The organism is Spongiibacter thalassae, from assembly GCF_012272835.1.
In the GTDB taxonomy this organism is placed as follows: Bacteria; Pseudomonadota; Gammaproteobacteria; order Pseudomonadales; family Spongiibacteraceae; genus Spongiibacter; species Spongiibacter thalassae.
The window spans coordinates 636,787-661,017 of the sequence record NZ_JAAWWK010000002.1 but is presented as its reverse complement, the minus strand read 5'-3'; the positions used below and the strand labels follow the sequence as shown (position 1 = coordinate 661,017).

The following is a 24,231-nucleotide window of genomic DNA, read 5'->3' as shown; positions in this document are numbered from 1 at the left end:
CCCAGCCAATTCGCCCACACGCCTCCTCAGGCGCTATACTTGCGCCCCATAATTGCCCCTAGACCCCACGAGATAACCAAGCAATGAGCAGTGATCGCCAGGAGTACCAAAAGAAGAAGCAGTTTTTTCGCGACCTGCTCACTATTTATGGCCGCAAGCCAGTGCTGGAAGCCCTGGAAGATCCCAAGGTAAATGTGTTTAGACTGCACCTGGCAGAAAGCAACAAGCGTGATGGCATTATTCGCCAGATTTCTGAGCTGGCCGAGCAGCGCGGGGTCGAGATCGCCTGGCATGAGCGCAAGGCGCTGTCGCGAATTTCCCGCAACGGCAAACAGGATCAGGGCGTTGCCGCCGACCTGCAATTGCCTGGCTATCGCGCGAGCAGTGAAATCAGCGACGCGACACTGCAGGAAGGTATGAAGTGTTATATCGCCTTGGATGGGGTAAACAATCCCCAGAATCTCGGCATGATTATCCGCTCTGTCGCTGCCAGTGGTATCGACGGTTTAATCCTGCCCCGCAAGGGCACTGCAAGCCTGTCGCCGCTGGTTATCAAAGCCAGTGCTGGCACCGCCTTTCAATGTCCACTGTTTCACTGCGAAACCCTCGAGCCGGAACTTGATCGTTGGCGCCAGGCCGGTGCAGAAGTATGCTGCCTGTCATCTCATGCGGAGGTTTCGTTATACAGCGCCCTACAGCAAGCAAGCAGAATTTATGTATTGGGGAATGAAACTGAAGGCGTCAGTGCTGCGGTTGAAAAACAGTGCAATATGAAGATGAAAATACCGATGAGCAACGGCGTGGAGTCACTGAATGTAGCGGTGACCGCCGCCCTGCTCGCTTTCGCCAACAGGGCCTAGGCCGGGCTTCGAGTCTTGCATCGGCTGCCTCGAAAGCGAGGCACAGCAGCCGGCAGAAAAGCCACTTACTTGGCGAGAAAGGTCATCGCTTCCTCAAGACCGCCGAGTGTCATGGGATACATTTTGTGCTCCATCAACTCCTCCACCATGCGAATGGAGTGGGTCCAGCTCCAGTCAGAGGGCGGCACCGGGTTGAGCCACACCACCTTGTCAAAGGTATTGAGCACACGCTGCATCCACACCGCGCCGGCCTCTTCGTTCCAGTGCTCCACACTGCCGCCGGGCTGGGCAATTTCATAGGGTGACATTGACGCGTCACCGACGAAAATCACTTTATAGTCGGCGCTGTATTTGTGCAGAATATCCAGCAGCTGAATTCGCTCGTTGTGGCGACGAATATTCTCGTCCCAGACCGATTCGTAAATAAAGTTATGGAAGTAAAAATACTCCATATGCTTGAACTCGGTACGAGCAGCAGAGAACAGTTCTTCGCACACCTTGATATGGGGGTCCATCGACCCGCCGACATCAAAAAACAACAGCACCTTTACCGCATTGTGTCGCTCCGGCACCATTTTTAAATCCAGCAAACCGGCATTTCGGGCCGTTGAGGATATAGTGTCGTCGATATCCAGCTCGTCGGCGGCACCGGTGCGGGCGAATTTGCGCAGTCGGCGCAGTGCGACTTTGATGTTACGAGTACCCAGCTCTACCGAGTCGTCAAGATCCTTGAAGTCCCGCTTTTCCCAGACCTTCACCGCCTTTTTATTGCGGCTTTCGCCGCCGATACGGATGCCTTCCGGGTGATAGCCGCTGTGGCCAAAAGGAGAAGTACCACCGGTGCCAATCCATTTATTGCCACCCGCGTGACGCCCCTTCTGTTCTTCCAGACGCTCCTTGAATTTTTCGATTAACTTGTCCAGGCCACCCAGAGACTCGATTTTGGCCTTTTCCTCATCGGTCAGCTGCTTGAGAAACTCGCTGCGCAGCCAATCGTCCGGAATCAGTGCCTCAATAACGTCATCCAGCGTGGACAGGTCATTGAAGTAGTGCCCAAATGCCTTGTCAAAGCGATCGTAATACTTTTCGTCTTTAACCAGACATACCCGGGCAAGTTGATAAAATTCGTCAACGTCCATGCAGGCGATACGCGCTTCCAATCCTGCAAGCAGATCAAGCAGTTCGCGGATGGTCGCGGGCACGCCTGCATTACGCAGGCCCATAAAAAACTGAACAAGCATAAACTAGCGGCTCTCTCGGCGATGCATAAACGCGAGGCGCTCCAACAGGTGCACGTCCTGTTCATTTTTCAGCAGCGCGCCATACAGCGGTGGTATCGCCTTACTGGCATCGCGGTTTTTCAAAATTTCGCCGGGAATTTCATCGGCCATCAGCAACTTCAGCCAATCGATAAGCTCTGAGGTCGAGGGCTTTTTCTTGAGGCCGGGAATCTGGCGCACGTCGAAAAAGACTTCCAGGGCTTCCTGTACGAGATCTTTTGAAATCGAGGGATAGTGAACATCGACGATTTTCTGCATCGTCTCGCGATCAGGGAAACTGATAAAGTGGAAGAAACAGCGGCGCAAAAAGGCGTCGGGCAGTTCCTTTTCGTTGTTACTGGTAATGATGATAATCGGGCGGTGCTTGGCGCGTACGGTCTCACCTGTCTCGTAGACAAAAAACTCCATGCGATCCAATTCCACCAGCAGGTCGTTGGGGAACTCGATATCGGCCTTGTCGATTTCATCGATCAGCAACACCACCTGCTCGTCGGCAGCAAAGGCCTCCCACAGTTTACCGCGCTTGATGTAGTTGCCGATGTCGTGAACCTTGTCATTGCCCAACTGGGAGTCGCGCAGACGCGATACCGCATCGTACTCATACAGGCCCTGCTGAGCCTTGGTCGTGGATTTGATATGCCACTGGATCAGCTTTTTACCCATTGCTGCCGCAACTTGCTCAGCCAGCAGGGTTTTACCTGTGCCGGGTTCCCCTTTTATTAACAGTGGGCGCTGCAAAGTAACGGCGGCATTTACCGCCATACTCAGGTCGTCGGTGGATACATATGAATCGGTGCCGGTAAATTTCATTGATGGTTCCTGATAAATAGCCCCGGAACAATTCCCTCTATAGGAATTCGCAGGGGCGAACATTACACTGATGGCTATTGCAAAGAAACAAGCCTACTTGTCTACGCAGATTACGGCAAGCGCGGCCCAAGCCAGCTATATTATCAAAGATTGGGCCTTAAATGCTGTAAGCTCCCGCGATCACGCGTGCAAGCACAACGGAGACATCTATGACAAACTGCTTTGATGACATTAGTCTGAGTATTGGCAACACCCCGCTCATTCCGGTGCGCCGCATCAGCGAGCACCGCATACTGCTGAAACAGGAGTCTCGCAACCCCGCCAACAGTGTGAAGTGTCGCATCGGCGCCAATATGATCTGGCAAGCGGAGAAAAGCGGTCAACTGCGCGCCGGCATGGAAATTGTCGAGCCCACCAGCGGCAATACCGGTATCGCCCTGGCCTTTGTCGCCGCCGCGCGGGGTTACCCCATTACCCTGACAATGCCCGATACCATGAGTATGGAGCGGCGCAAAGTCCTGATTGCACTGGGTGCCCGGCTGGTGCTAAGTGAAGGTGCCAAGGGCATGAAAGGCGCCATTGCTGCCGCCACCGAGCTGGTAAACCGCGACCCGGACCGTTATTTTATGCCACAGCAATTCAGCAATCCCGCCAACCCCGCAATACACCGTGAAACCACCGGCCCGGAGATCTGGCGCGACACTAACGGGGAGATCGACATTTTGGTGGCGGGAGTGGGCACCGGAGGCACCATTTCCGGCGTCGCGGAATACATCAAGCACCAGCAAAACAAACAAATTCAGGCCATCGCGGTGGAGCCCGAAAGCTCAACCGTGATCCGCAATGCCCTGCACGGCACCGAACTCAAACACTCACCCCATAAGATTCAGGGCATCGGCGCCGGATTTCTTCCCGAAAACCTCAACCTCGCTGTGGTCGATGACGTCGAGAGCGTTGCCGACGCCGACGCCATCGCCTGGGCCCACCGGCTGATGAAGGAAGAAGGCATACTGGCGGGAATCTCCAGTGGCGCAGCGATGGCGGTTGCCGAACGTGTTGCCGCCCGCCCGGAGAACGCCGGCAAGACCGTCGTGGCGATATTGCCGGATTCCGCCGAGCGTTATTTAAGCACCGCGCTATTTGAGGGAGCTTTTGGCAGCATTGAAGGTTAGTATTAAGCTGTGGCAATCACCTTAACCCAGCGCAGCAACGTACTGATTGAAAAGACTAAGTATTCGTAATCAGCGATAAGAACGAGAGCACTATGATTGAAATTGTTGGCGGCAGCCATGTAGGCAAGCGCAAACAGAACGAAGACCGATTTGTCGCCAATGCCCAGCAAGGACTGGCTCTCGTTGCCGACGGCATGGGGGGCGCCGAAGCCGGTGATGTCGCCGCACAAATCGTCGCAGACAGTGTGCCCTCGCTGCTCAACGACGGTCAGAGCCTTGCCGAAGCGATCAGCGCCGCCAATACCAATATCAGCAATGCCTCGACCGGCGACATTCACAAACGCGGTATGGGCTCTACTGTTGTGGCCGCGAGTCTGGACGACTACCACTACCAGATTTCCTGGATCGGCGACAGCCGCGCCTACCTGTGGACGGGCGAATTGCAACAGCTCACCCGCGATCACTCCTACGTTGAAGGCCTTATCGCCAAGGGAGAGATTTCACCCGAAGAAGCCGTAAACCATACCAAACGCAATGTCATCACTCGGGCTTTGGGACACGGACGCCTGCCGGCCGACGAGGTGCCCCGCATCACCGGCAACCTCGGCCGCGGCGAATATTTACTGTTATGCAGCGACGGCTTGAATGACATTCTCAGCGGCGCTGAAATGGCCAAGATTCTCTCGGCCAAAGCCTCGCTCAAAAAGAAACTCGAGTTTCTGATTGCCTATGCTGTTAAAAAAGGTGGCAGTGACAATATCACTGCAGTGCTGGTATGCGCCGGCGACAACGCCCCGGAGTCAGGACAACACCCCGCCCCCGTGTCGGTGGCAGGGGCAGATGGATCGATCCGCTACCTTTAACGGCCGCCACGCCGAGATCACCCACACCGTGGTCAGCCGCCCCCCAGCTCCTTGCGAGCCTTGATTAACCGACGATTCTGCGACAGCGACTCGTATTTCAACAGTTCCTCAACCTGAGCGAGGCGCTGGGCCCGGGACATTCGCGACGAGTCCATAGCCGCAAAAACCTGATCGAGGAAATCGTCGAGCAGATCCATCACTTCCAGATTGCGCGGATGTAGCCCATAGGCCCTGTCCAGATAGAACAGCGAGCCATTCAAGTCGCCAAATTTCTTCGCCTGATGGGCCTCGGCAATCACCCCGGACACCTCTTGCTGCAAGGCCAGGGGCAGCTCTTCAAAGGGCGTTTCCGGCCCCACTGGTCCCTCGTAAAGAGCCAGGTAAGCGGAAAAGCTCAGCACCGCCACCAGCAGCGCCATCGCCAATTGACGCACTCGGCGGCCCTGACCGGTGAATTTACGCAAAAATTCGTCGGCGTCTTGCCAGCGGTCCTCGCGATTAAACGCCAGTGCCTTGGCGATGGCCTGCCATTGATAACCCGACAGCGACTTGATGCGCGCCGGTTTCATCCCCTCTTCCCTCGCGACAATCGACTTTTTACGGCCGAAGGGGTGCTCCCCGGTGAGAGCCTGATACGCGATCACACCAATGGCATAAACGTCGTCAGCGGGATGAGGATCGGCGCGCTCAAACATTTCGCAGCTGGCGTAGGCTGGGGTCAAGCCCACGACCTCATCCCGGGAACCCGCACGCCCCTCGACATTAGATAGCGCTCTGGCGATACCAAAATCGAGAATTTTCAGCCGTTTGTCATCGGTTATAAACACGTTATCCGGCTTCAGGTCGGAGTGCACGATGTCCCGCTGGTGGGCGTAGGCAACACCTTTGGCGAGATCGGAAATCCATTCCAGAGTCTGTTCGGAGGCCCCCGCTGACGAGGTAATCACATCACTCAGCGTGCCTCCTTTCAACGCCTCCATCGTCATGAAAAAGGTATCGCCGTCCCGGTCGAAATCGTACACAGTGATGATATTCGGGTGGGCCAGCCGCTGGGACTTATCTGCTTCACGCTGCAGCGCAATAAACGCCCGTGAGTCTCGGGCAAATTGACCGCGGATCACCTTGATCGCGAGGGTTGGGTCGTGGTGTCGGGTCTCAACCTTGCGTCGATCTGTAGCGAGATAGACCGCCCCCATTCCCCCTTCGCCCAGCTGTTTCTCAATACGAAAACGTTCCTTCAGCACCGAGCCTGGTGCCAGCTCTGCCGAAGTATCCGGCACAGGCGGCTGGGTACGAGTGCCTCCAGACCCGGTAGTGAGCGGCACACTTCCCGCCCCGGGCACAACGGCGGTGGCGTCGTCGGCGACTTCGGTGCCCTCGATACTGCCCAAACCGACCTCGGTGCCATCCTCGGCGCCGCCAACCTCTGTCGCCTCATCTGCCGCGACGGTGTTCTCGTCTGCCGTAGAGAAAGGCTCCGGCGCAAGCCGGGTAATGTCATCGCCGCCCAATACCGTCGGCTGGGCGTCGTCCCCATCATCAGGCCTGCCACTGCCAACGACATCGGGATCGACGGCGGTTTTTTCATCGTCATTGGCCATGCGGGTAATATCGTCGCTGATGGTTTTATCGTCGTCTTTCATGGGCTTCCAGGCTACTTGGCTTTAATACTACCGGGCTCAGTCGAGGTTTCCGGATTGATGGACGCTGACCAATGTTCCAGCCAGCAACAGCGGTGATCGATATCGTTAATTATAGTCAAACTACCACCGTGGACCGCGGTGAAACGCGTTGCCAACGCCGGTGGTACATTATCGTCCTGCGCACCAACGTAGTGGTAGTGGTGAACACGGGTCATATCCGCACTGGCAAGCGGGTTTTGCGATCCGCTCAAAGGCAGATAACGGTGGTGCTCGCTCCACAACTCCGTATCCAGATTCCCCGCGAGGGTCACCACTGTGGTGCCCCGAGGCAAACTTGCGGCCATCAAGGTCGCGAGCGCTCCGCCACCACTGTAGCCCACCAAACGCAGATTGGGCTGGCCAAGCTCAGCGAGCAGGTGCCTGAGCGCTGCAACCATGCTGGCCACTACTTCCGCCGAATAGCGATGGGAGGTCCAGTATTTTTCACTGCAACCCGGCGATGCCGCCAGACCAAGATAACAGGGGCGCCCCAGATAAAGCGCCGGTTGCGGGGTGGCTACCATTAATTTCAGCGCCAGGGGCTGCCGACCATCAGGTTGGCGCGCAATATAGTGCCCATGACGCCAGGGCCGCCCATCCCCTTCGATAAATACGGTTAGCTGTTGCAGCCGCGCACCGTTCAATAGCTCCGACGGCGCGATCACCCGATGGGTAAAGCCCTCACCCTGGCGATCTGCGACGGCCAATCTGGCATCCCTGGCCAAGTTCAGCGCCGCCGGGGGACTTTGGCAGGCGCTCAACCAACAAAAAAGCCCGACTAATAAACAGTACGGGCTTCTCCGGCGATGGGGCCGCAACACCGGTCAGGGCAGCTCGTAGCGCACCCCGACAATCACGCTATACCGCTCCATATAGTCGTGGGCCAACAGCTGTTCGTACATCGCGTAGGCAGACAGGCCGCCGCGGAACTGTGCGGCAAGCCCGGCACTGATATTGGCCGTCAATTCGTCAGGGTCATCAGACTGACTGGAGATCGCCGCAGCGGTCAAGCTGCTTTGACTTGTCGTTGTGCTGGCGTCACTGAGGTCGTTAACCAGATCAAAACGCACCGTCGGCGTCAGCACACCCCACTCCATCAATTGCGAGTAATCACCGGTGACCGACAAGGTGACCAGTGTCGATTCCAGGTCCTGGGCGCGATAATCAATGGTCGTCGCTGCGCCCACCGCCTGCTCACGGTAGGCATCAACTTCACCACCGAGGTGGAAGAGTCGCACACTCGGTGACAGACGCATTCCGTTGCCGTGGCTATACTCGTAGGACACACTCATATCGAGCATCAAAAAATCACCGCCGGTGTCACCGTTAAAGCGGGTACCAGACTGATTTCTTGCAATATCCAGGTCCATATCGCCGTAGGCGACCAGTCCGGACAGGGACACTTCATCCCAATACTTGGCACCGTGCACACCCAGCAGCCACACTCCCAACTCGCTGGAGCCGCCGTTGTTATCGAAGTCGGTCTCGCTATCAACTACCGTTACCGACATCCCCGCGTAGGTATCCGGGTCGACACGGTAGTCAAAACCCAGCGCAAAGGTATTGCCACTCTGCTCGAAACCGCCGCCTTTCACGGTGGCCTCGCGGTCGCGCTCGGTCATATCGTCAAAGGCGAACAGCGACCACGGGCTTAAACCACTGAGACTGCCCTCAGCTTCGTCGCCGGACGCCGCGCCTCCATAGGACAGGGCTCCGGCATCGCTACGCCGACGCTTGCTGCCCTTCGAGGTATTGCCCCGGCGCGCACTGGCTCGCTGATTATTGATCTTGGTGAGCACGCCAACCGCCACATCCTTGGTCTGGCTGGTAGTGGTTTCACTGGCACTGGGGCTACACTCGTCGCCACCTTCCGAGAACTCCCCCTCCTCGGCGCGGGTCGTCGAAAACTCGGAATCCGAGGCAGTACTGCTGAAACCATCGTCACCGGTCGCACCGGTGGGCGGCGTACCCCCACCGTCGTTGCCGCCGTTGTCTGTACCACCGCCACCGCTGCTGGAACCATCGCAGTTCGTCTCCGCCGCTGCAGTACCTGCCGTTCCCAGCAACAGCGCTGTTGCCGCGACAAGAATGAGCCGATTTCCCATTACACTTGGTATTTTCACCATTTATCCCCTCTCAAATCCGTATGCTCTATTCGTTGTTATATAGACCGTTGACGGTCAATGGTTAAATTCTACTGACTGGACTTGGGCACAAAGAAGAAATCACCCACCTCGTGTCCTGCGCCTTTAATGCTTTTGTAAACCGGTTCCTGAACGAAGTTATTCGCCTCGGCACGGGCCATTACCGGCTGACGAATATTGGCGTACAGCGCCGGTGCTGACATAACCTGGCTATTGTTTTCCAAAATGGTGATGAGTTCACGGGCAAAGACCGAGTGCCCGCCACCGCCGCCGTCGATAACCGGCTTGTCACCACCGGAAGACAGCAGCAAGCGCGAGCGCCGCGGCAGTTTATAGCGAATATACTCGCTGCTTCCCTCTGCGCCGGCGGCATTGCCGAAGAACAGGTGACCGGGGGACGATGACAGCAAACCGCCATAACAGGAATCGGCTATCACCAGCACGCGCCGCGCCTGCATACGGCCAAGGTGATTGGTGATAAATTCATTGGGCACCCAACGGGAGTCGTTCGGTGGCGCATCGGCATTAACCGGCAGCCAGTAGCCCGCATTGCGGTCGCCGATATCGATCAGACTGCCGTGGCCTGCATAGTAAATCAGCAAATTATCGTCTTCGGTGAGCACCTCATGTAGCTCGTTCAGGGCGCGCATTACCGTCAGACGGTCAGCGTCCAGCAGCAGCTGCACGGTGAAGCCGTACTTGTTCTCCAGCACCGCGCCAATTTCCCGGGCGTCATTGAAGGGTGTTTCCAAATCTTCCAGTGCCGAATAATTACGGTTACCAATGACCAGCGCATAGTAGCGGCCAAAGTTCGTTCCCTCAAAACTCAATGACTCGCCGCGCACCACTTCAACACCGTCGCTGGAAGCGGCTTCAAACACGCCAGGGGTACGCTGCTTCACCCCGGCCTCCGGCGTTCTCAACTTGGCCACAGGTGTGCGCAGTTTCGGAATCGCGCTGAGCTGCTCGGCAACCGCAACCCGGTCATTTTTAAGTGTGGTAACAAGTTCCGACAAGGTATTGAGTTCGTCAGCCGCGGTAGCTAGCTCGGGGCTGGCGCCACGGGCCTTGGCGGCTTTCAATTTGGAACGCAGTGATTGCAGCTGGGACTCCAGCAGCTTGAGCTGGGCGTCCTTGGACTTGAGTTGCGACTCGAGACTGGCGCGCAGGGCCTCCTGTTCCTTCTGTGCGGTGGCTTGATACATCAGACTGTCCTCGGGCAGCCCCCAGGCCTCACGGTAGAGATTCAGCGCCTTGAGCTTGTTTTGCTCAACGCCCTTGCCCTGCTCGTAGAGCGTGCCCAGATTGAACTGGGCTGTTTTGTCGCCCTGCTCAGCGGCCTTGGCATACCAGAACGCCGCCATTTCATAGTTGGGTTCGGTGCCAAGGCCATTTTCGAAAATTTCACCAACGCTGACCTGAGCCTTGGGATCGCCGGCCTCCGCGCTGGGCAACCACACCTTTAGCGCAGTTTTATAATTTGCCCGATCATAGGCCACGTATTCACCACCGCGGATATTGCAGTCTGCCGCCGTGGTTTTTACCGGTCGCCGCGGAGTCTGGTAGGTCATTGCCCCCAGTTTTCGAATCTGTCCCGGCAACAGACAATCGACGATATACAGACCAGCAATCATGTCTTCACTGTCCGGCGGCAGGCCCGCGCTGTCTTGCTGAGGCCCGGCACAGGCACCCAGCAGCGCGGCACTTATCAGCGCCAGCAGGGTCTTGCCCCCCCCTATAGCGGTCGGTCTACGGTTCAAGCCACAGTTATCTCGCATGCTGATGCCTCCTCTGCACGGCGTCGCCCGGCTTCCTGCCTCTGGCAAGCACCGCCTGATAGATTATTTTAATGTTCGGAACAATATTTCAGCGCGCCCCAACTTGGCAAACCCGCCGTCCTTTATCGCCATTCCACTGCGAATTTCATTGTTGACTCTGATTCCATTGGTCGAGCCCGCATCCTCCAGCCCCCACATACCATTTTTATAGGTCAGATTGGCGTGGTGTTTGGAAATGCTGGGGTCATCAATCCGTATTTTACAGCCCTGTTCGCGACCAATCGGCCAAACGCCGTCGCCCTTGGTCCGCGACACACCGAATAGTTGAGGCTTGCGCTGGGTGATATAGACAATAATGGCGAGGTCAGGAATCGGCCCCTTGGAGGCAAGAATGCCTTTCAGCAACTTGTCTACAGACTCTTTCGAGTAGCGCTCGTGACTCGGCACATCGTTTCCCCACCCCTGGGGAAGATGGTAGGACTGCTGAAATGAAGTGTGGTCGTCGTGTTCATCGATCACCACACAGCCGCCATCCGAGGCGGACAGCTGGGGCAAGCGCGATGCAAGAATGGTTTGCTGTTCGTTGTCGTCGGCGGCGAGATAGAAGGCCTGCTTGCCGAATTTGACCACATCACCGATTTTGAGGGTAGCCGGCTGGCTAATCTGGCGGTTGTTGACATAAGTGCCGTTGGTAGACCCGAGGTCCTCGATCACACACTCGCCACCGTTAATGGTGAATCTGGCATGTTTGCGCGAGAGCAGATCGTGGTGGATAACAATATCATTACCCGATTCCCGGCCCACTGATACCTCAGTTCCGCTCAGCGAAAATTCGTCTCCACCGACCACCGCGACTAACTTGAGCAACTGCGTCTCCCTGATGCGCCCCTTCGCCAATCTATTCAGCGTCCAGGCTGCTCGATTGCTGCCAATCTCATTGATTATAGCCAAGACCGCTGGCGGGAACAGAACTGGTTTTTAATTTTGCCACGATTCCCGAGCGAAATCTCCCTTCTGGCCCCAATGCGGGGTGAACGCTAACGACCCCCTGGTAACAACCGGTTAGGCAGGAGGAGTAAATTTCGGCTCGATACGGGATTCGGTCTTGGCTGGCGCCTTCTTCGCCTTGGTCGAGGCGTTGACCGAAGCTGAGGACTTCGCCTCAGGTGACGGCGTCGAACCCTCATCACTGCCCTGCCCCGAAGCCTTCGCCGCCGAAGGCACCATTATCGCCGCCGCGATGGCTATCGCCAATGCCGCCAGTTGACCGCCGCCAATGATGATAAGCGCCGGCAGCGCCGACTCCACACCGTCGGTCATAATGGTTAATAACGCGCCAAGCAGCGCGGGCACCCAAATGCCCTGCACATCGGGATGGTGCCAGGGAGTCAACACCAGGCAGGCGACTGACAGAAACAGCCAGAAACGGAAGGCACCGAAGCGGTAAACCCGCAGCAATAGCCCCCAAAACAGCGTTGCGGCAACACCGCAGCCCATATAAACCTGCCACGCCAGCATGTAGTCGCCAGAATCAATCATTCAACACCCTATTCTATCCAATGGATTATCCGTTCCTGATAATCAGTTTCCGCCGCATCCAGTTCATTGGCACAGCGTCCACGCACCGAAATCCCCGCACGATGCACAGTTTCCCCATCACCGGACACCAGCGGGTGCCAGGGTTCCAGCGGCCGCCCCTCATGCAGTTGGCGATAAGCGCAACTGCGCGGCAACCATGAGAACACTTCCGCCGGCGCGCGGCGAATATCGAGGCAATCCGGCACTCGACTTAGCCGATGACGGTAATCCTTGCATTGGCAGGCACTGGTATCCAGCTGCCGACAGGCGATGTCGGTGTAGTACAGTTCACCGCTGTCTTCATCTTCCAGCTTGTGCAGGCAGCAGCGGCCGCAGCCGTCGCAGAGCGCCTCCCATTCGGCGTCGTTCATCTCGCCCAGGGACTTTACCTCCCAGAAAGGACGGTAGCGCGGGCTAATCATCTGTCTTCGCGGGGCTGCAACGGTGCCTCCCGGGGCGGCGGCAACTGCAGGTAAAAACCCTTTTCTTCAATCGCCGCCATCACCTTGGGCACCTCGGCACGGGCAAGTTTTTTACCCTCTTCCAACAGCAGAGTCATCGCCAACTCTGCCTTGCCAAAGCGCTTGCGCAGATCCTCTGGCACCCGCGACAATTCCTCGGATTTTCTGACGTAGAGGTACATGCCCTCGTGACTCGCACTGCGATACACCGTACAGATAATTCTGGTCACCGTATGTCCTCAATAACTTTCAGCAAATCCCGGGCGATCACCGACTCACGCCACCCCGACAACCCCTGCGGCGCTACGCCCCGTATCAGGTCTTCAAAATCCCGTTTGCGGGCCAGTACCGACACCGGTATGGCCAGACTTTCGGCCCGCTTTTCACAATATTCCCGCAGCTGTTTAAGCAACGCATTTTGCCCACTGCTGAGGGGGCGTTCGCCCTCCTCGGGCCAGGTATCCCCCGCACTGTCTACGGCTTGTTCAATCAGGGCCAGCAGGTGGTCACCATAGCGCCTTATGGCCGACGGCGGAATATCCTTGATCGCCGCCATCTGCCCCGAAGAGGTCGGCAGCCGCCGCGCCAGCTCAAAGCACGCGGGATCCTTTATCACCCGGCCACGGGGAATATCCCGAGCGCGTGCCTCACCCTCACGCCACTCGCAGACGAGCTGCAGGGCACGGCGCTGGCGTCCGTCAAGTTTCCACAGCGATTTGTTGCGCCGGTAGTACTCCGACCAGGGCGCAGGGCTTTTGGCTTGCCGAATCAGTCCGGCGCAGTCTTCTTCCCACCAGTGCAAGCGCCCTTGCTGTATAAGCTGCGCGCGAAGCCGGGGGTAAATTTGCTGCAAATATTCAACGTCCAGCGCAGCGTAGTGGCATTGGCTGTCAGTGAGCGGACGCTGCAGCCAATCCGAGCGGGTTTCCCCCTTCTCGACATGGATATCCAGGCTGTGTAGCACCAGTTTCTGGTAGCTGAGGCCATCGCCCCAGCCCGCCATCGCCGCGCCAATCTGGGTGTCCAGCAAGGGGCTGGGCACCGCGCCGCAAAGCCGGTCGAACACCTCGAGGTCTTCGCTACAGGAGTGTAATACCTTGACCAGCTCCGGGTTCTCCAGCAGCTGGGCAAAGCGTCCCCAGTCGGTGATAGCGAGGGGGTCTACCAGATACAATTTTCCCAGCGCGCCGACCTGTACCAGGCCCGCTATCGGGAAAAACGTATCACGGCGAATAAACTCGGTATCCAGCGCCAGAAACTCTGCGCTCGCCCATACTGCACAGGCCTGATCCAGCCCGCTCTGGGTGTCGATATACTCGTACATATCACTCAAAGCGCTGGCGCCCCTTCAATGCGTGAGCCAAGGTTCCACTGTCGACGTACTCCAACTCACCGCCCAGCGGTACACCGTGGGCGATGCGGCTGACAGACACGCCCAAACGGCGCATTTCCTCGGCCAGATAAAATGCCGTCGCTTCACCTTCAACGGTAGGGTTCGTCGCCAGAATCAGTTCCTGGACCGAGAGTGTTTTCACCCTTTCCAGCAGGCGGTCAACCCCCAGCTCTTCAGGGCCGATGCCGTCGATCGGCGAGAGATGCCCCATCAACACAAAATACAAGCCGCGATAGTCGCCCCCTTGCTCAAAGGCCAACACATCCGCCGGCGATTCAACTACGCAGATCGTCGAGCTGTCCCGGCGGCTGTCACTGCAAATTCGGCACTCTTCATGCTCGGTCAAGGTGCGGCAGCTGCGGCAATGTCCCACCTGGTCCACCGCCCGCTGCAGGGCATTGGCCAAGCGCTCGGCGCCGCCGCGATTGCGCTCCAGCAACTGAAAACTCATCCGCTGGGCGGATTTCGGCCCGACCCCCGGCAAACAGCGAAGCGCCTCGATCAATTCGTCGATCAGCGGGCTGAAATTCGCCATCAGAACGGCATCTTGAAGCCGCCGGGCATACCCATGCCGGCAAGAATATCGCCCATCTGGCCCTGGTTATTGGCCTCAACCTTGCGCACCGCATCATTGACTGCAGCGGCCAACAAGTCTTCCAGCATCTCTTTGTCTTCCGACATCAGGCTGTCGTCAATCTGTACTCGACGAACATCGTGACGGCCGTTCATGGTCACTTTCACCATGCCCGCACCCGCTTCGCCGGTGACCTCTTTTTTGGCCTGTTCTTCCTGGGCTTTTTGCATTTTTTCCTGCATTTCGCCGGCTTTTTTCATTAAATCGTTTAGATCTGCTTTCATTTTCATATCCTCGTCGAGGTCAGGCGCAGCGACTCAGGCTCAATTTCCGCGCCAAAATCATTAATAATCTGCTGTACAACAGGGTCTAATTCAATAGCCGCCCGCGCCTCCGCCAACCTGAGCTGCAATTGCCGCTCACGGTATTCCGCCGGGGTTTCCTCAGCGACGTCAGCAATGGTAATGGTGACTTTGAGTTTGCGCTCGAAGTAATCGCTCAAATGCTCCGCCAGGCGCTCTACATGTCGATCATTCAGCAGAGTGGCGTTGTCCTGGGCTATTTGGAACTCCAAACGCTCTCCGTCCCCGCCAGCGATCTGGCAATGGGAGGCGATACTGCCCAGCATTCCCGGCAATTCAAAATTGGCAAACTGCTCGCGCCAGGTATCGACCGTCAGGGCATCAAAGGCCAGTTTTGCGCCGCTTTCGCGCGGCAACGGTATCGCCTCGGCGGGTTCAGCGGCTCCATCTGGCGTGGTTGCAGCCGTCGCATGCTCGGAGGCAAGCCTCTCTGTGGCAACCGCAGCAGGCTCATCCGGCTCCCCCAGGGTCGGCATTTTCTCGGCAAAGGCGGCGTCCGCGCTTTGCATATACTGCTCGTACTCACTCAAGTCGTCGCCGTGATCATCGGTATCCGTGTCGAGGTCATCGGCCGGGGAAGTTGATTGCGGCACCGCCGCTGGGCTTTCCTGCGGCGTGGCTTGTACAGCGGCCATCGGCACAGAAGGTGCTGTAGTATCCGCCTTGGCGCTGCCAGTGTGTTGCCCGGTTGCCGCCGGCACATCGCTTGCCGATGGCGACGGGGGGCTCGCGTGCGCCGCCACTGCTGCAGGTTCCTGCTGAGCAGCTGTCGCCGAGGGCTCTTGAATAGCCTCCGCTGAGGGCTCCTGAATAGCCGCAGGGGCTATCGGCTCTGGCTTCGAGGGTGGCGCCGGTTCTTGACCAGCGCCTGTCAACGGGCCCGGTGCATCGACCGCAGCTGCGACACTAGTCGGCGACTTTTTTGCCGAAGGGGCAGCCCCCGCCGCCTGACTACCACCGGGAAGGGCAACAACCGGCGGCGCCACCACTCCCTCGGGTTTAAAAGCGAGCAATCTCAGCAGCAGCATTTCCAGGCCGCTGCGCAGGTCCGGCGCCAAGCCCAGGTCACGCCGTCCTACCAAAGTCATTTGGTAATAGAACTGCACCTCTTCGGCAGACAATTGCCCGGCCAGCTCAAGTAGCCGCTGACGGTCGCCGAGACTGTTGTCCAGGCCATCAGGCAGGGTCTGGGCAATCGCCAGACGGTGCAACACCACCAGCAGCTCACTCGCGACGCCGGCAAAATCGGCTCCCAGCTCAGCCAGTTCGGCAACCACATTGAGTAAGCCCGGGGCATCGGCGGCTATCAGTGCCTCGACAATACGATATACCGCGCCGTGGTCAATGGTGCCCAGCATCTGCCGAACATCGTGCTCACCGAGCTTGCCCGAACCAAAGGCGATCGCCTGGTCGGTCAGGCTGAGGGCATCGCGCATACTGCCATCTGCCGCGCGACCGAGTAGCCACAGCGCCGGCTCCTCGTAGCTCACCATTTCCTTGTCGAGAATGACTTTCAGGTAGTCCACCACCCGCTCGGGGCTCAGATTTTTCAAACTGAACTGCAAACAACGGGAGAGGATGGTGGCAGGAATCTTCTGCGGGTCGGTGGTGGCCAGCAGAAACTTGACGTGGGGTGGCGGCTCTTCCAGAGTCTTCAGCAGGGCATTGAAACTGCTGGTACTCAACATGTGGACTTCGTCTATCAGGTAAACCTTGTAACGCCCCTGAGTCGGGCTGTACTGCACGTTGTCCAGCAGCTCGCGGGTGTCCTCAACCTTGGTTCGGGAGGCCGCATCGACTTCAATAAGGTCAACAAAGCGCCCCTCATTGATTGCCACACAGGAGGAACACTGACCACAGGGCTCTGAGCTGACCCCATGTTCACAGTTCAGGCAGCGCACCAGGATTCGGGCAATGGTTGTTTTACCGACACCCCGGGTGCCAGTAAACAGATAAGCGTGATGCAAACGGTCGTGATCGAGGGCATTAATAAGGGCTTTCAGCACATGGCTTTGCCCAGCCATATCGCGAAAACTCTTGGGCCGCCACTTGCGCGCCAGAACCTGATAGCTCATCGAAACATCTCTTGAATTCAAGCTGCAAGGATACACTAGCGCCGCAGCGACATAAACATGGTGCAACGGGCAAAAATAGCCGGGGAATCACAGAGATAGGGATTTGGGTGGCAGTCCAACCAGCCACACCCCGGCACACGAGTTGATAACTACCGTTGCTCCCTTCCGGGCCTGGCGGGGTTTGCTATCTATCGTTGCGAGGGGACCGGAAGGACCACCATAGCAGACCGACAAAACGACGTCTCATCGAGGGGCGCTATTGTCGTGGAAAGACCTGCCACATGCAAGGGACAAGCACGCTAAATTTCTACTCCCCTTGCCGACTCCCCGGCGGAAAGGCGGCCAGAATTGCCGCCACAGTTTCGCTGACATAGGCATTGCGTTCTTCGGGGGTCTGCAGCACCGGCTGAATTCGTTGAACACTGCCCCGCCAGAGCATTTTGCGCGACTCGGCCTCAATAATGTCGATGACGACACTGTCCTCGGTGAACTCGCGCACCCACAGATCGCTCTCGTGGAAGTGCATATGGCCGAAGCCGGGGCGATGGTCGCAGTGATAACACGGATAATAGCCAAAATGGGAATACCAGGAACCGAAACTATCGACGACGGTTTTATCCTTGCTGCCCAAATGATAGACCACCAGCACATCGGGTTTGTCGGTCGCATTGCGCAACTGCAGGCCCTTTAACCCCAACTGCTGGTTAATCGCCGCCATATAGCGCACATGCATCAACTCGGTATTGTGCAGGTCGGTGGCACTCCCCCCTTTCGCTTCCGGCCCCGGCAGCCAGCCATAACTGTTTATCTGGCTGAAATTGTAGTCCACCGCATAGTCAGTGTTGACGGGCAGATCTGCACAGCCAAACAGCAATACTGCGACCAACACCCCGAACACCAATGAACGAAATTTGTTCATAACGAGAACCTCCTGCCCTGTTCGCAGGCCAAATACCCGCGACATTCCCGGCCGCGTAGCAAGCGCAGCGACTAGCCCTTCAGCACAACCCAGGTAGCATAACGCCCGCGGATCACCCGCAGCAGCATGCCATTTTCACTCTGGGATGCATATTTTCTGAACTCGGCAACATTTTGCACTCGACGCTGGTTGACCGACACAATCAGATCACCCGCCCGCAATTTGTCCGCCGCCGGCGCATCGGCTTTGACCTGGGTCACTTTCACGCCGCCCTCGTCGTCCGACAGTGCCACACCCTCGAGCAATGGGTGAATACCGGCATCCGCTGACACCGAGGTTTCGACCTCGCCCAGCACGGCCTTCAACGACAGGGTTTTGCCATCGCGCAGCACCTTCAACGTCACCTTGTCACCGGCCCGACGCAGACCAATTGCCGTACGCAGCTGAGCTGAACTGATAACGGCCTTGCCCGCCGCCTCGATCACCACGTCTCCCGCCTTGAGACCAGCCTTCTCCGCCGCAGAGCCGGGCTGCACCTCGGCCACCACCGCCCCACGGGTGCGCTCTGAAATCGAAAACGCCTCCGCCAGCTCAGGGGTTAAATCCTGGATAATCACGCCAAGCTGGCCGCGACTGACTTCACCGTGCTCAAGAATCTGCTCAACACTGGCCATCGCCATATTGGTGGGTATGGCAAAACCAATGCCCACATTGCCACCGGACGGCGCAAGAATAGCCGTATTGATGCCGACTAACTCTCCACGCAGGTTGACCAATGCCCCGCCGGAATTACCCGGGTTGATAGAGGCGTCGGTCTGAATAAAGTTTTCATAGCCCTCGATGCCGAGACCGGTTCGTCCCAGCGCACTGACAATACCGGTGGTGACCGTCTGACCCAAACCAAAGGGGTTGCCGATAGCAAGAACGAAGTCACCGACCTCCAGCTGATCGGAGTTCGCCAGACGAACATCAACCAGATTTTTCGCCTCAATTTTAAGTACGGCGATATCAACATCGGGGTCGGCCCCTAATAATGTCGCCTTGAAGCTGCGCCCGTCCTCCATGGCTACCATAATCTCGTCGGCACCGGCCACCACGTGATGATTGGTCAGCACCGTGCCATTTTTGGCATCAATTATGACACCAGAGCCCGCGCTCTGGGTACGCCGCTGCCTGGGCTGCATTTGCTGCTGAGGCACATTGAAAAAATGGCGAAAGAAGGGGTCGTTCAACAGTGGGTTCTGTTGCACGCGCTGGGTGGTGAAGGTCGAGATATTGACTACTGCGGGGTTTACCGTCTTGAGCATTGGCGCAAGACTCGGCATTTTCTCGCCACCCCCCAGCACCCCCGGCAACAATGCCAGGCTCGGCTGGGCCAGTAGAAACACCAGCGCGACACACATCGCTCGTGTGCCGCTAAAAAAATATCTCAGGGATTGTCTACCTTGACCTTGCTGCATAGGGCGTCGAACTCCTCGTCACGATATATCAGTGCTTAGAGTGCAAAAAATAAAAAAAATCCCCCAAGAAAGCAAAGTCTTGTCATCACCACTCGGCGAGACTCGCTCACCGGTAGGGCTTAGGCGAGTTTTTCCGCCATCGCGCGGGAAATTTCGTCCTGAATTTTGCTTTTGAAGGGCGACATCAACATACCGAGCTTGATCTCGACCTTCACTTCGCTGCCGGTCAAGGTCAGCCGACCCTTGACGCCGCTGCGCTGAAGCTCTAGCTGGCTGTCACTTAACCAGCGCGACTTGAGGTCATAGCGCTGATCCAGTTTCTCGGCCAATTGATTCAGCATCTCGCGAACCTCATCAGGGTTCTTGCTGTGACGCTGACTTAGCGCAATAGTTGACATGTTATTGCCTCCAAAACACGGCTCGTCGATCTGCTACCAGAGCTGATTATAGGCAGTAGCGACCATGGATGCCCGCCCCTGATGATTTATCTGTACCCGGCGGCGACAAAAACGCCGGACATAAAAAAACCGCCGGTTAAGGCGGTTCTTCTATTTTGGTGGAGCTAGGCGGGATCGAACCGCCGACCTCTTGCATGCCATGCAAGCGCTCTCCCAGCTGAGCTATAGCCCCGAAAGAGGCTGCGCATGTTAAAGTCAGCGCCCCCCCTTGTCAACACGATTTTTTAAGTAAATTAAAAAAATCGTCGTTCGTACGCAATGAGCCTTTTCTCCCCCGCTCAGCCTTCGGCGCTCAATGCCTGCTCGTAGCGTTTTTCCAGTTTTTTCAAGCGTTTTTTGCCAACACCACCAAGGCAGTCAACGGCAAAGCGCAGGCGCGCGCGGGTCATTTCCGGCCCCAGCAAGGCCATGGAATCGACCACCGAAATCGACGATGTTGTACCCGCAATAGCGATAAACAGCGGCGGCATAAAGTCCTTGAGTTTGATACCCAAACCATCAGCCAGGGCCTTCACTGCGGCAAACAGAGTGTCCCGCTGCCAGTCCTGCTCCGCCTCTAGACGCCACACACAGCATTGCAGGGCCGACACCAACTCCTCCTCATCCAGCGCGCAGCCGTTAAAACTTTCCCTGGTAATGGGCAGCATCCCCGACAGGAAAAACGCCGCGAGGGGAGCAATATCAGTAAATACCTCGACGCGAGGTTTCAGATGGGGCAGCAAGTTTTTCAGGGTGTCGCGATTAAGCGCCCAGGCCTGCATGCGGTCGATGAGTTCGTCGTCACTGAAATCCTCCCGCATCCACAGACCATTCAGCCAACGCAGCTTATCCACATCGAAAATGGGACCACCGAGGCTCACACGCTGAATATCAAAGTGTTCCAGCATTGTCGCCAGGCTGAATTTTTCGCTCTCGTCGGGCATGCTCCAGCCCATACGCCCCAGGTAATTGAGCAGCGCCTCGGGCAAGAATCCCATACGCTTGTAATACAAAATACTGGTGGGGTTTTTGCGTTTGCTCAATTTACTTTTGTCCGGGTTACGCAACAGCGGCAGGTGACATAACACCGGCATTTCCCATCCAAAGTACTGGTATAACAGCTTGTGCTTGGGGGCAGAGTTCAACCACTCCTCTCCGCGCAATACATGGGTGATCCCCATCAGGTGGTCATCCACGACATTGGCCAGATGGTAGGTCGGCAGACCATCTGACTTGAGCAGTATCTGAGCATCAACCTGAGACCAGTCCAGCTCGACCTTGCCCCGCAGCATATCGTCAATTTCGCAGCGACCATCGTCTTCGGGCACTACCATGCGAATCACATAGGGCGCTCCAGCGGCCTCGCGGCGCTCAACCTCGTCCTCCGCCAAACGCAAATCAGAGGGCTTCAATGCGCTGTGCAATCCCGCTTCTCGGCGGGCGTCACGCATCTCATTGAGTTCCTCCGCAGTGCGGTAGCAGCGAAAAGCCAGACCTTGCTCGATCAGCTTTTCGCAGTGCTCCCGGTAAATCTCACTGCGCTCACTCTGACGATAGGGACCACAGGCACCGCCGACATCCGGACCCTCATCCCAATCCAGCCCCAACCAACGCAGTGAGTCGAGAATGGCCTGTTCCGATTCCGGCGTAGACCGCTGCTGGTCGGTGTCTTCTATTCGCAACAGAAATTCGCCGCCCTGACTTTTCGCAAAGCAGTAGTTAAACAGGGCAATATAGGCAGTGCCGACGTGGGGGTCGCCGGTGGGAGAAGGTGCAATACGAGTACGAACGGTCATGGAGTGTTGGCTTCCATTTGTTACAATTGACGTTTATGCGCCCCAGGCGCTCAGTTGGCGGCCATTATACGGCCCCCGGGATAAAAGATTCACCCACTCCAGAGGAATTACATGGCCACACCTGATCTCGACCGCCGTTTCTGTGTGGCACCCATGCTGGACTGGTCTGACCGACATTGCCGAGTATTCTGGCGGCAGCTGAGCCGCCACGCCGTACTGTATACCGAAATGGTCACTACCGGCGCCCTGCTCCATGGCGATCAGCACCGTCACCTCCAGTTCAGCGACATCGAACACCCGGTGGCGCTGCAGCTGGGCGGCAGCGACCCCGCCGCCCTCGTGCAGGCGACGAAGCTCGCAGCAGAATGGGGCTATGACGAGGTCAACCTGAACTGTGGCTGCCCCTCAGATCGAGTTCAGAACGGATTTTTCGGCGCCTGTCTGATGGCCAGACCTGACCTGGTCGCCGACTGCGTGAAGGCCATGCTCGACACCGGCACCCTGCCCATCACCGTAAAGCATCGCATCGGCATCGACGACCAGGAGGGCTACGGCCCGCTGCGCGACTTTGTTGGCCAGCTGGCCGACGCTGGCTGCGGCACCGTCATTGTTCACGCCCGCAAAGCCTGGCTACAGGGGCTCAGCCCCAAGGAAAACCGGGAGATACCGCCACTGAATTACCCGATGGTGTATCAATTGAAACGCGACTTCCCCACGATGGAGGTGGTTATCAACGGCGGCATCAATGCCATCGACGACGCCGTATCGCATTTGTCACAGGTCGATGGCAGTATGTTGGGGCGCAGCATCTACCAAAACCCCTACCAATTGGCGGAGGTTGATAACAAGATATACCAGCAGGCGGGCACCCCGCCCAGCCGCGTAGAGGTGGTGCGCCGAATGTATCCCTATATCGAGCAGGAGCTGGGCCAGGGAACTCGGCTGCATCATATCACTCGACATATGCTGGGCCTGTTCAATGGCTGCCCTGGCGCCAGGCAATTTCGCCGCCACCTGAGCGAGAACGCCAACACAGCGGAAGCGGGCACTGACACCCTCGAAGCCGCGCTGAATTACGTGGTGAGCGCCCAGCAACGCAGCGAGGAATACCAACAGCAACGCGCGGCCCAGCATTGACATTAGAATTCAACACAGGATGTAACAATGAGCAGCAAGCTAGAACAATTAAAAGCAATGACCGATGTCGTTGCCGACACCGGTGACATCGAAGCCATTCGCCGCTTTACTCCCCAGGACGCGACCACCAACCCATCGCTGATACTCAAGGCCGCGGAGCTTCCCCAGTATCGCGCGTTGATCGACAATATTGTCGCGCGCACGGTAAAAGCCGATGATGCAAGCACCCTGAAACAGGCCAGCATGGAGCTGGCAGTGGCGATAGGCAAGGAAATCTGCGGCATTGTCCCCGGCAAAGTTTCCACCGAAGTCGATGCCCGGCTGTCTTTCAACACCCGCGCCACCATCGAAGAAGCCCTGCACATTGTCGCCCTGTATGAACAGGCGGGCATCAGCAAGGATCGGCTGCTTATCAAGATCGCATCTACCTGGGAGGGTATACAGGCTGCCGCAGAACTGGAAAAACAGGGTATCGAGTGCAACCTCACCCTGCTGTTTTCCCTGGCCCAGGCCGCGGCCTGCGCCGAGGCAGGTGCCACCCTGATTTCTCCCTTTGTTGGCCGCATCCTCGACTGGCATGTCGCCCACGGGATGAAGGTAGAACACCCTCAGCAAGACCCCGGCGTCCAGTCGGTGACCGCCATTTACCACTACTACAAGCAGCACAACTATCCCACGGTGGTCATGGGCGCCAGCTTTCGCAACACCGGCGAGATCGAAGCCCTGGCCGGTTGCGACCGACTGACCATCAGCCCGGCCCTACTGGAACAGCTAAGCGACGATCAGGGCAAGCTGCAACGGGCGCTGTCGGCGGATACGGTCACCACTAAGCACGATAAACTGATCCTGGATGAATCGACCTTTCGCTGGGCTCTTAACGAGGACCCCATGGCCACCGAAAAGCTGGCCGAGGGCATCCGCGCCTTTGCCGCCGACCAACAAAAGCTCGAACACCTGCTGAACACCTGGGCGAAGTGATGCTGGACTTTCTAAAACAATTATTCGACGCAGACAGCGCCGATACCCAGGCTGAAGACATCACTGCCGAACTTGCTGCGGCGGCCCTGCTACTGGAAGTGAGTAAATCCGATTACGAACAACACGCCCAGGAACTTACAAAAATCCGCCACCTGATGGCTCAGCGGTATAGGGTCGAGCCGGCGACGCTGGATGAATTTATGCAGCGCGCCGAACAACGCAGCGCTGACAGCACCTCGCTGTACCCCTTTACACGCTATATAAACGACAATTGTAATAACGAGGAAAAATATGCCTTGGTCAAGGCGCTGTGGGAAGTTGCGGCGGTAGACGGAGTCATTGATAAATACGAGGAGCATCTGATTCGCAAAATATCAGACCTGATCTATCTGCCCCACACCGACTACATCCGCGCAAAGCTGTCGGCAACCGGGCACTAGCCCGGGCCCGCGCAACCTTCGTGGACTATCCT

At 57.3% G+C, this 24,231-nt stretch carries 24 protein-coding genes, 1 tRNA gene and 1 other RNA gene; 6 read left to right on the top strand and 20 right to left on the bottom strand.

What is annotated here, in order from left to right:
* The first annotated feature begins 83 nt into the window (after positions 1-83).
* The gene (locus HCU74_RS07170) at positions 84-860 is read left to right on the top strand and encodes a TrmH family RNA methyltransferase (RefSeq protein ID WP_168449717.1); all 777 of its coding nucleotides are present in this window, start codon (positions 84-86) and stop codon (positions 858-860) included.
* A gap of 65 nt (positions 861-925) precedes the next feature.
* On the opposite strand, the gene HCU74_RS07165 is transcribed toward HCU74_RS07170, so the two are convergent.
* Both HCU74_RS07165 and HCU74_RS07160 read right to left on the bottom strand, forming a co-directional pair.
* A complete protein-coding gene (locus HCU74_RS07165) occupies positions 926-2,101 on the bottom strand; it encodes a vWA domain-containing protein (RefSeq protein WP_168449716.1) in 1,176 nt (391 codons plus the stop codon).
* A gap of 3 nt (positions 2,102-2,104) precedes the next feature.
* Positions 2,105-2,950 carry an AAA family ATPase gene (locus HCU74_RS07160; protein WP_168449715.1) on the bottom strand — a complete coding sequence of 282 codons (846 nt, stop codon included), beginning with the start codon at positions 2,948-2,950 and terminating at the stop codon, positions 2,105-2,107.
* 209 nt (positions 2,951-3,159) lie between these two features.
* Between HCU74_RS07160 and cysK the strand changes: the two genes are divergently transcribed.
* Positions 3,160-4,122, top strand: coding sequence for a cysteine synthase A (gene cysK, locus HCU74_RS07155; protein WP_168449714.1), 963 nt, complete (start codon positions 3,160-3,162; stop codon positions 4,120-4,122).
* A 92-nt stretch (positions 4,123-4,214) separates the two neighbouring features.
* Positions 4,215-4,985, top strand: a complete 771-nt coding sequence (locus tag HCU74_RS07150) for a PP2C family protein-serine/threonine phosphatase (RefSeq protein WP_168449713.1) — start codon at positions 4,215-4,217, stop codon at positions 4,983-4,985.
* A gap of 32 nt (positions 4,986-5,017) precedes the next feature.
* On the opposite strand, the gene HCU74_RS07145 is transcribed toward HCU74_RS07150, so the two are convergent.
* The 18 genes from HCU74_RS07145 to gltX form a co-directional block, all read right to left on the bottom strand.
* Entirely contained in the window at positions 5,018-6,628 is a 1,611-nt protein-coding gene (locus tag HCU74_RS07145) for a serine/threonine-protein kinase (RefSeq protein WP_168449712.1), read from the bottom strand.
* 11 nt (positions 6,629-6,639) lie between these two features.
* A complete protein-coding gene (locus tag HCU74_RS07140) occupies positions 6,640-7,374 on the bottom strand; it encodes an alpha/beta hydrolase (RefSeq protein ID WP_168449711.1) in 735 nt (244 codons plus the stop codon).
* A 117-nt stretch (positions 7,375-7,491) separates the two neighbouring features.
* Positions 7,492-8,793 (bottom strand): autotransporter outer membrane beta-barrel domain-containing protein, encoded by a 1,302-nt coding sequence (locus HCU74_RS07135; RefSeq protein ID WP_168449710.1) that lies wholly within the window; start codon positions 8,791-8,793, stop codon positions 7,492-7,494.
* 68 nt (positions 8,794-8,861) lie between these two features.
* Positions 8,862-10,589, bottom strand: a complete 1,728-nt coding sequence (locus tag HCU74_RS07130) for a caspase family protein (RefSeq protein WP_168449709.1) — start codon at positions 10,587-10,589, stop codon at positions 8,862-8,864.
* A gap of 63 nt (positions 10,590-10,652) precedes the next feature.
* Entirely contained in the window at positions 10,653-11,456 is an 804-nt protein-coding gene (locus HCU74_RS07125) for an FHA domain-containing protein (RefSeq protein WP_168449708.1), read from the bottom strand.
* A 195-nt stretch (positions 11,457-11,651) separates the two neighbouring features.
* The gene (locus HCU74_RS07120) at positions 11,652-12,128 is read right to left on the bottom strand and encodes a hypothetical protein (protein ID WP_168449707.1); all 477 of its coding nucleotides are present in this window, start codon (positions 12,126-12,128) and stop codon (positions 11,652-11,654) included.
* A gap of 8 nt (positions 12,129-12,136) precedes the next feature.
* On the bottom strand, positions 12,137-12,589 hold the full coding sequence (locus HCU74_RS07115; RefSeq protein ID WP_168449706.1) for a YcgN family cysteine cluster protein: 453 nt from the start codon (positions 12,587-12,589) through the stop codon (positions 12,137-12,139).
* Positions 12,586-12,858, bottom strand: coding sequence for a YcgL domain-containing protein (locus tag HCU74_RS07110; RefSeq protein WP_345889662.1), 273 nt, complete (start codon positions 12,856-12,858; stop codon positions 12,586-12,588). Before HCU74_RS07110 ends, HCU74_RS07115 begins: the two co-directional genes overlap by 4 nt.
* A complete protein-coding gene (gene rnd, locus HCU74_RS07105; protein WP_168450053.1) occupies positions 12,855-13,952 on the bottom strand; it encodes a ribonuclease D in 1,098 nt (365 codons plus the stop codon). Before rnd ends, HCU74_RS07110 begins: the two co-directional genes overlap by 4 nt.
* A gap of 1 nt (position 13,953) precedes the next feature.
* Positions 13,954-14,556 (bottom strand): recombination mediator RecR, encoded by a 603-nt coding sequence (gene recR, locus HCU74_RS07100; RefSeq protein WP_168449705.1) that lies wholly within the window; start codon positions 14,554-14,556, stop codon positions 13,954-13,956.
* Positions 14,556-14,879 carry a YbaB/EbfC family nucleoid-associated protein gene (locus HCU74_RS07095; RefSeq protein ID WP_168449704.1) on the bottom strand — a complete coding sequence of 108 codons (324 nt, stop codon included), beginning with the start codon at positions 14,877-14,879 and terminating at the stop codon, positions 14,556-14,558. Before HCU74_RS07095 ends, recR begins: the two co-directional genes overlap by 1 nt.
* Before the next feature lie 2 nt (positions 14,880-14,881).
* The gene (dnaX, locus tag HCU74_RS07090) at positions 14,882-17,032 is read right to left on the bottom strand and encodes a DNA polymerase III subunit gamma/tau (protein ID WP_168449703.1); all 2,151 of its coding nucleotides are present in this window, start codon (positions 17,030-17,032) and stop codon (positions 14,882-14,884) included.
* 114 nt (positions 17,033-17,146) lie between these two features.
* Positions 17,147-17,243: signal recognition particle sRNA small type (gene ffs / locus HCU74_RS07085), an RNA gene on the bottom strand.
* 96 nt (positions 17,244-17,339) lie between these two features.
* Positions 17,340-17,951, bottom strand: a complete 612-nt coding sequence (locus HCU74_RS07080; protein ID WP_168449702.1) for a DUF4136 domain-containing protein — start codon at positions 17,949-17,951, stop codon at positions 17,340-17,342.
* A 71-nt stretch (positions 17,952-18,022) separates the two neighbouring features.
* On the bottom strand, positions 18,023-19,411 hold the full coding sequence (locus tag HCU74_RS07075; RefSeq protein WP_210425139.1) for a DegQ family serine endoprotease: 1,389 nt from the start codon (positions 19,409-19,411) through the stop codon (positions 18,023-18,025).
* A gap of 119 nt (positions 19,412-19,530) precedes the next feature.
* Positions 19,531-19,809, bottom strand: a complete 279-nt coding sequence (locus HCU74_RS07070; RefSeq protein WP_168449701.1) for a polyhydroxyalkanoic acid system family protein — start codon at positions 19,807-19,809, stop codon at positions 19,531-19,533.
* Between the two features lie 156 nt (positions 19,810-19,965).
* Positions 19,966-20,041: transfer RNA gene (locus HCU74_RS07065), tRNA-Ala, on the bottom strand.
* A 106-nt stretch (positions 20,042-20,147) separates the two neighbouring features.
* Entirely contained in the window at positions 20,148-21,644 is a 1,497-nt protein-coding gene (gene gltX, locus HCU74_RS07060) for a glutamate--tRNA ligase (protein WP_168449700.1), read from the bottom strand.
* A 111-nt stretch (positions 21,645-21,755) separates the two neighbouring features.
* Between gltX and dusA the strand changes: the two genes are divergently transcribed.
* From dusA to HCU74_RS07045, 3 genes are read left to right on the top strand one after another with little or no spacing between them, the layout of a single operon-like run.
* Positions 21,756-22,781, top strand: a complete 1,026-nt coding sequence (gene dusA / locus HCU74_RS07055) for a tRNA dihydrouridine(20/20a) synthase DusA (protein WP_168449699.1) — start codon at positions 21,756-21,758, stop codon at positions 22,779-22,781.
* Between the two features lie 27 nt (positions 22,782-22,808).
* Positions 22,809-23,759: a transaldolase gene (gene tal / locus HCU74_RS07050; RefSeq protein ID WP_168449698.1), complete on the top strand. Its 951-nt coding sequence runs from the start codon at positions 22,809-22,811 to the stop codon at positions 23,757-23,759.
* Complete coding sequence (locus HCU74_RS07045; RefSeq protein ID WP_168449697.1) at positions 23,759-24,199, top strand: tellurite resistance TerB family protein; 441 nt, start codon at positions 23,759-23,761, stop codon at positions 24,197-24,199. The genes tal and HCU74_RS07045 overlap by 1 nt, the downstream gene beginning before the upstream one ends.
* Positions 24,200-24,231 lie beyond the last annotated feature (32 nt).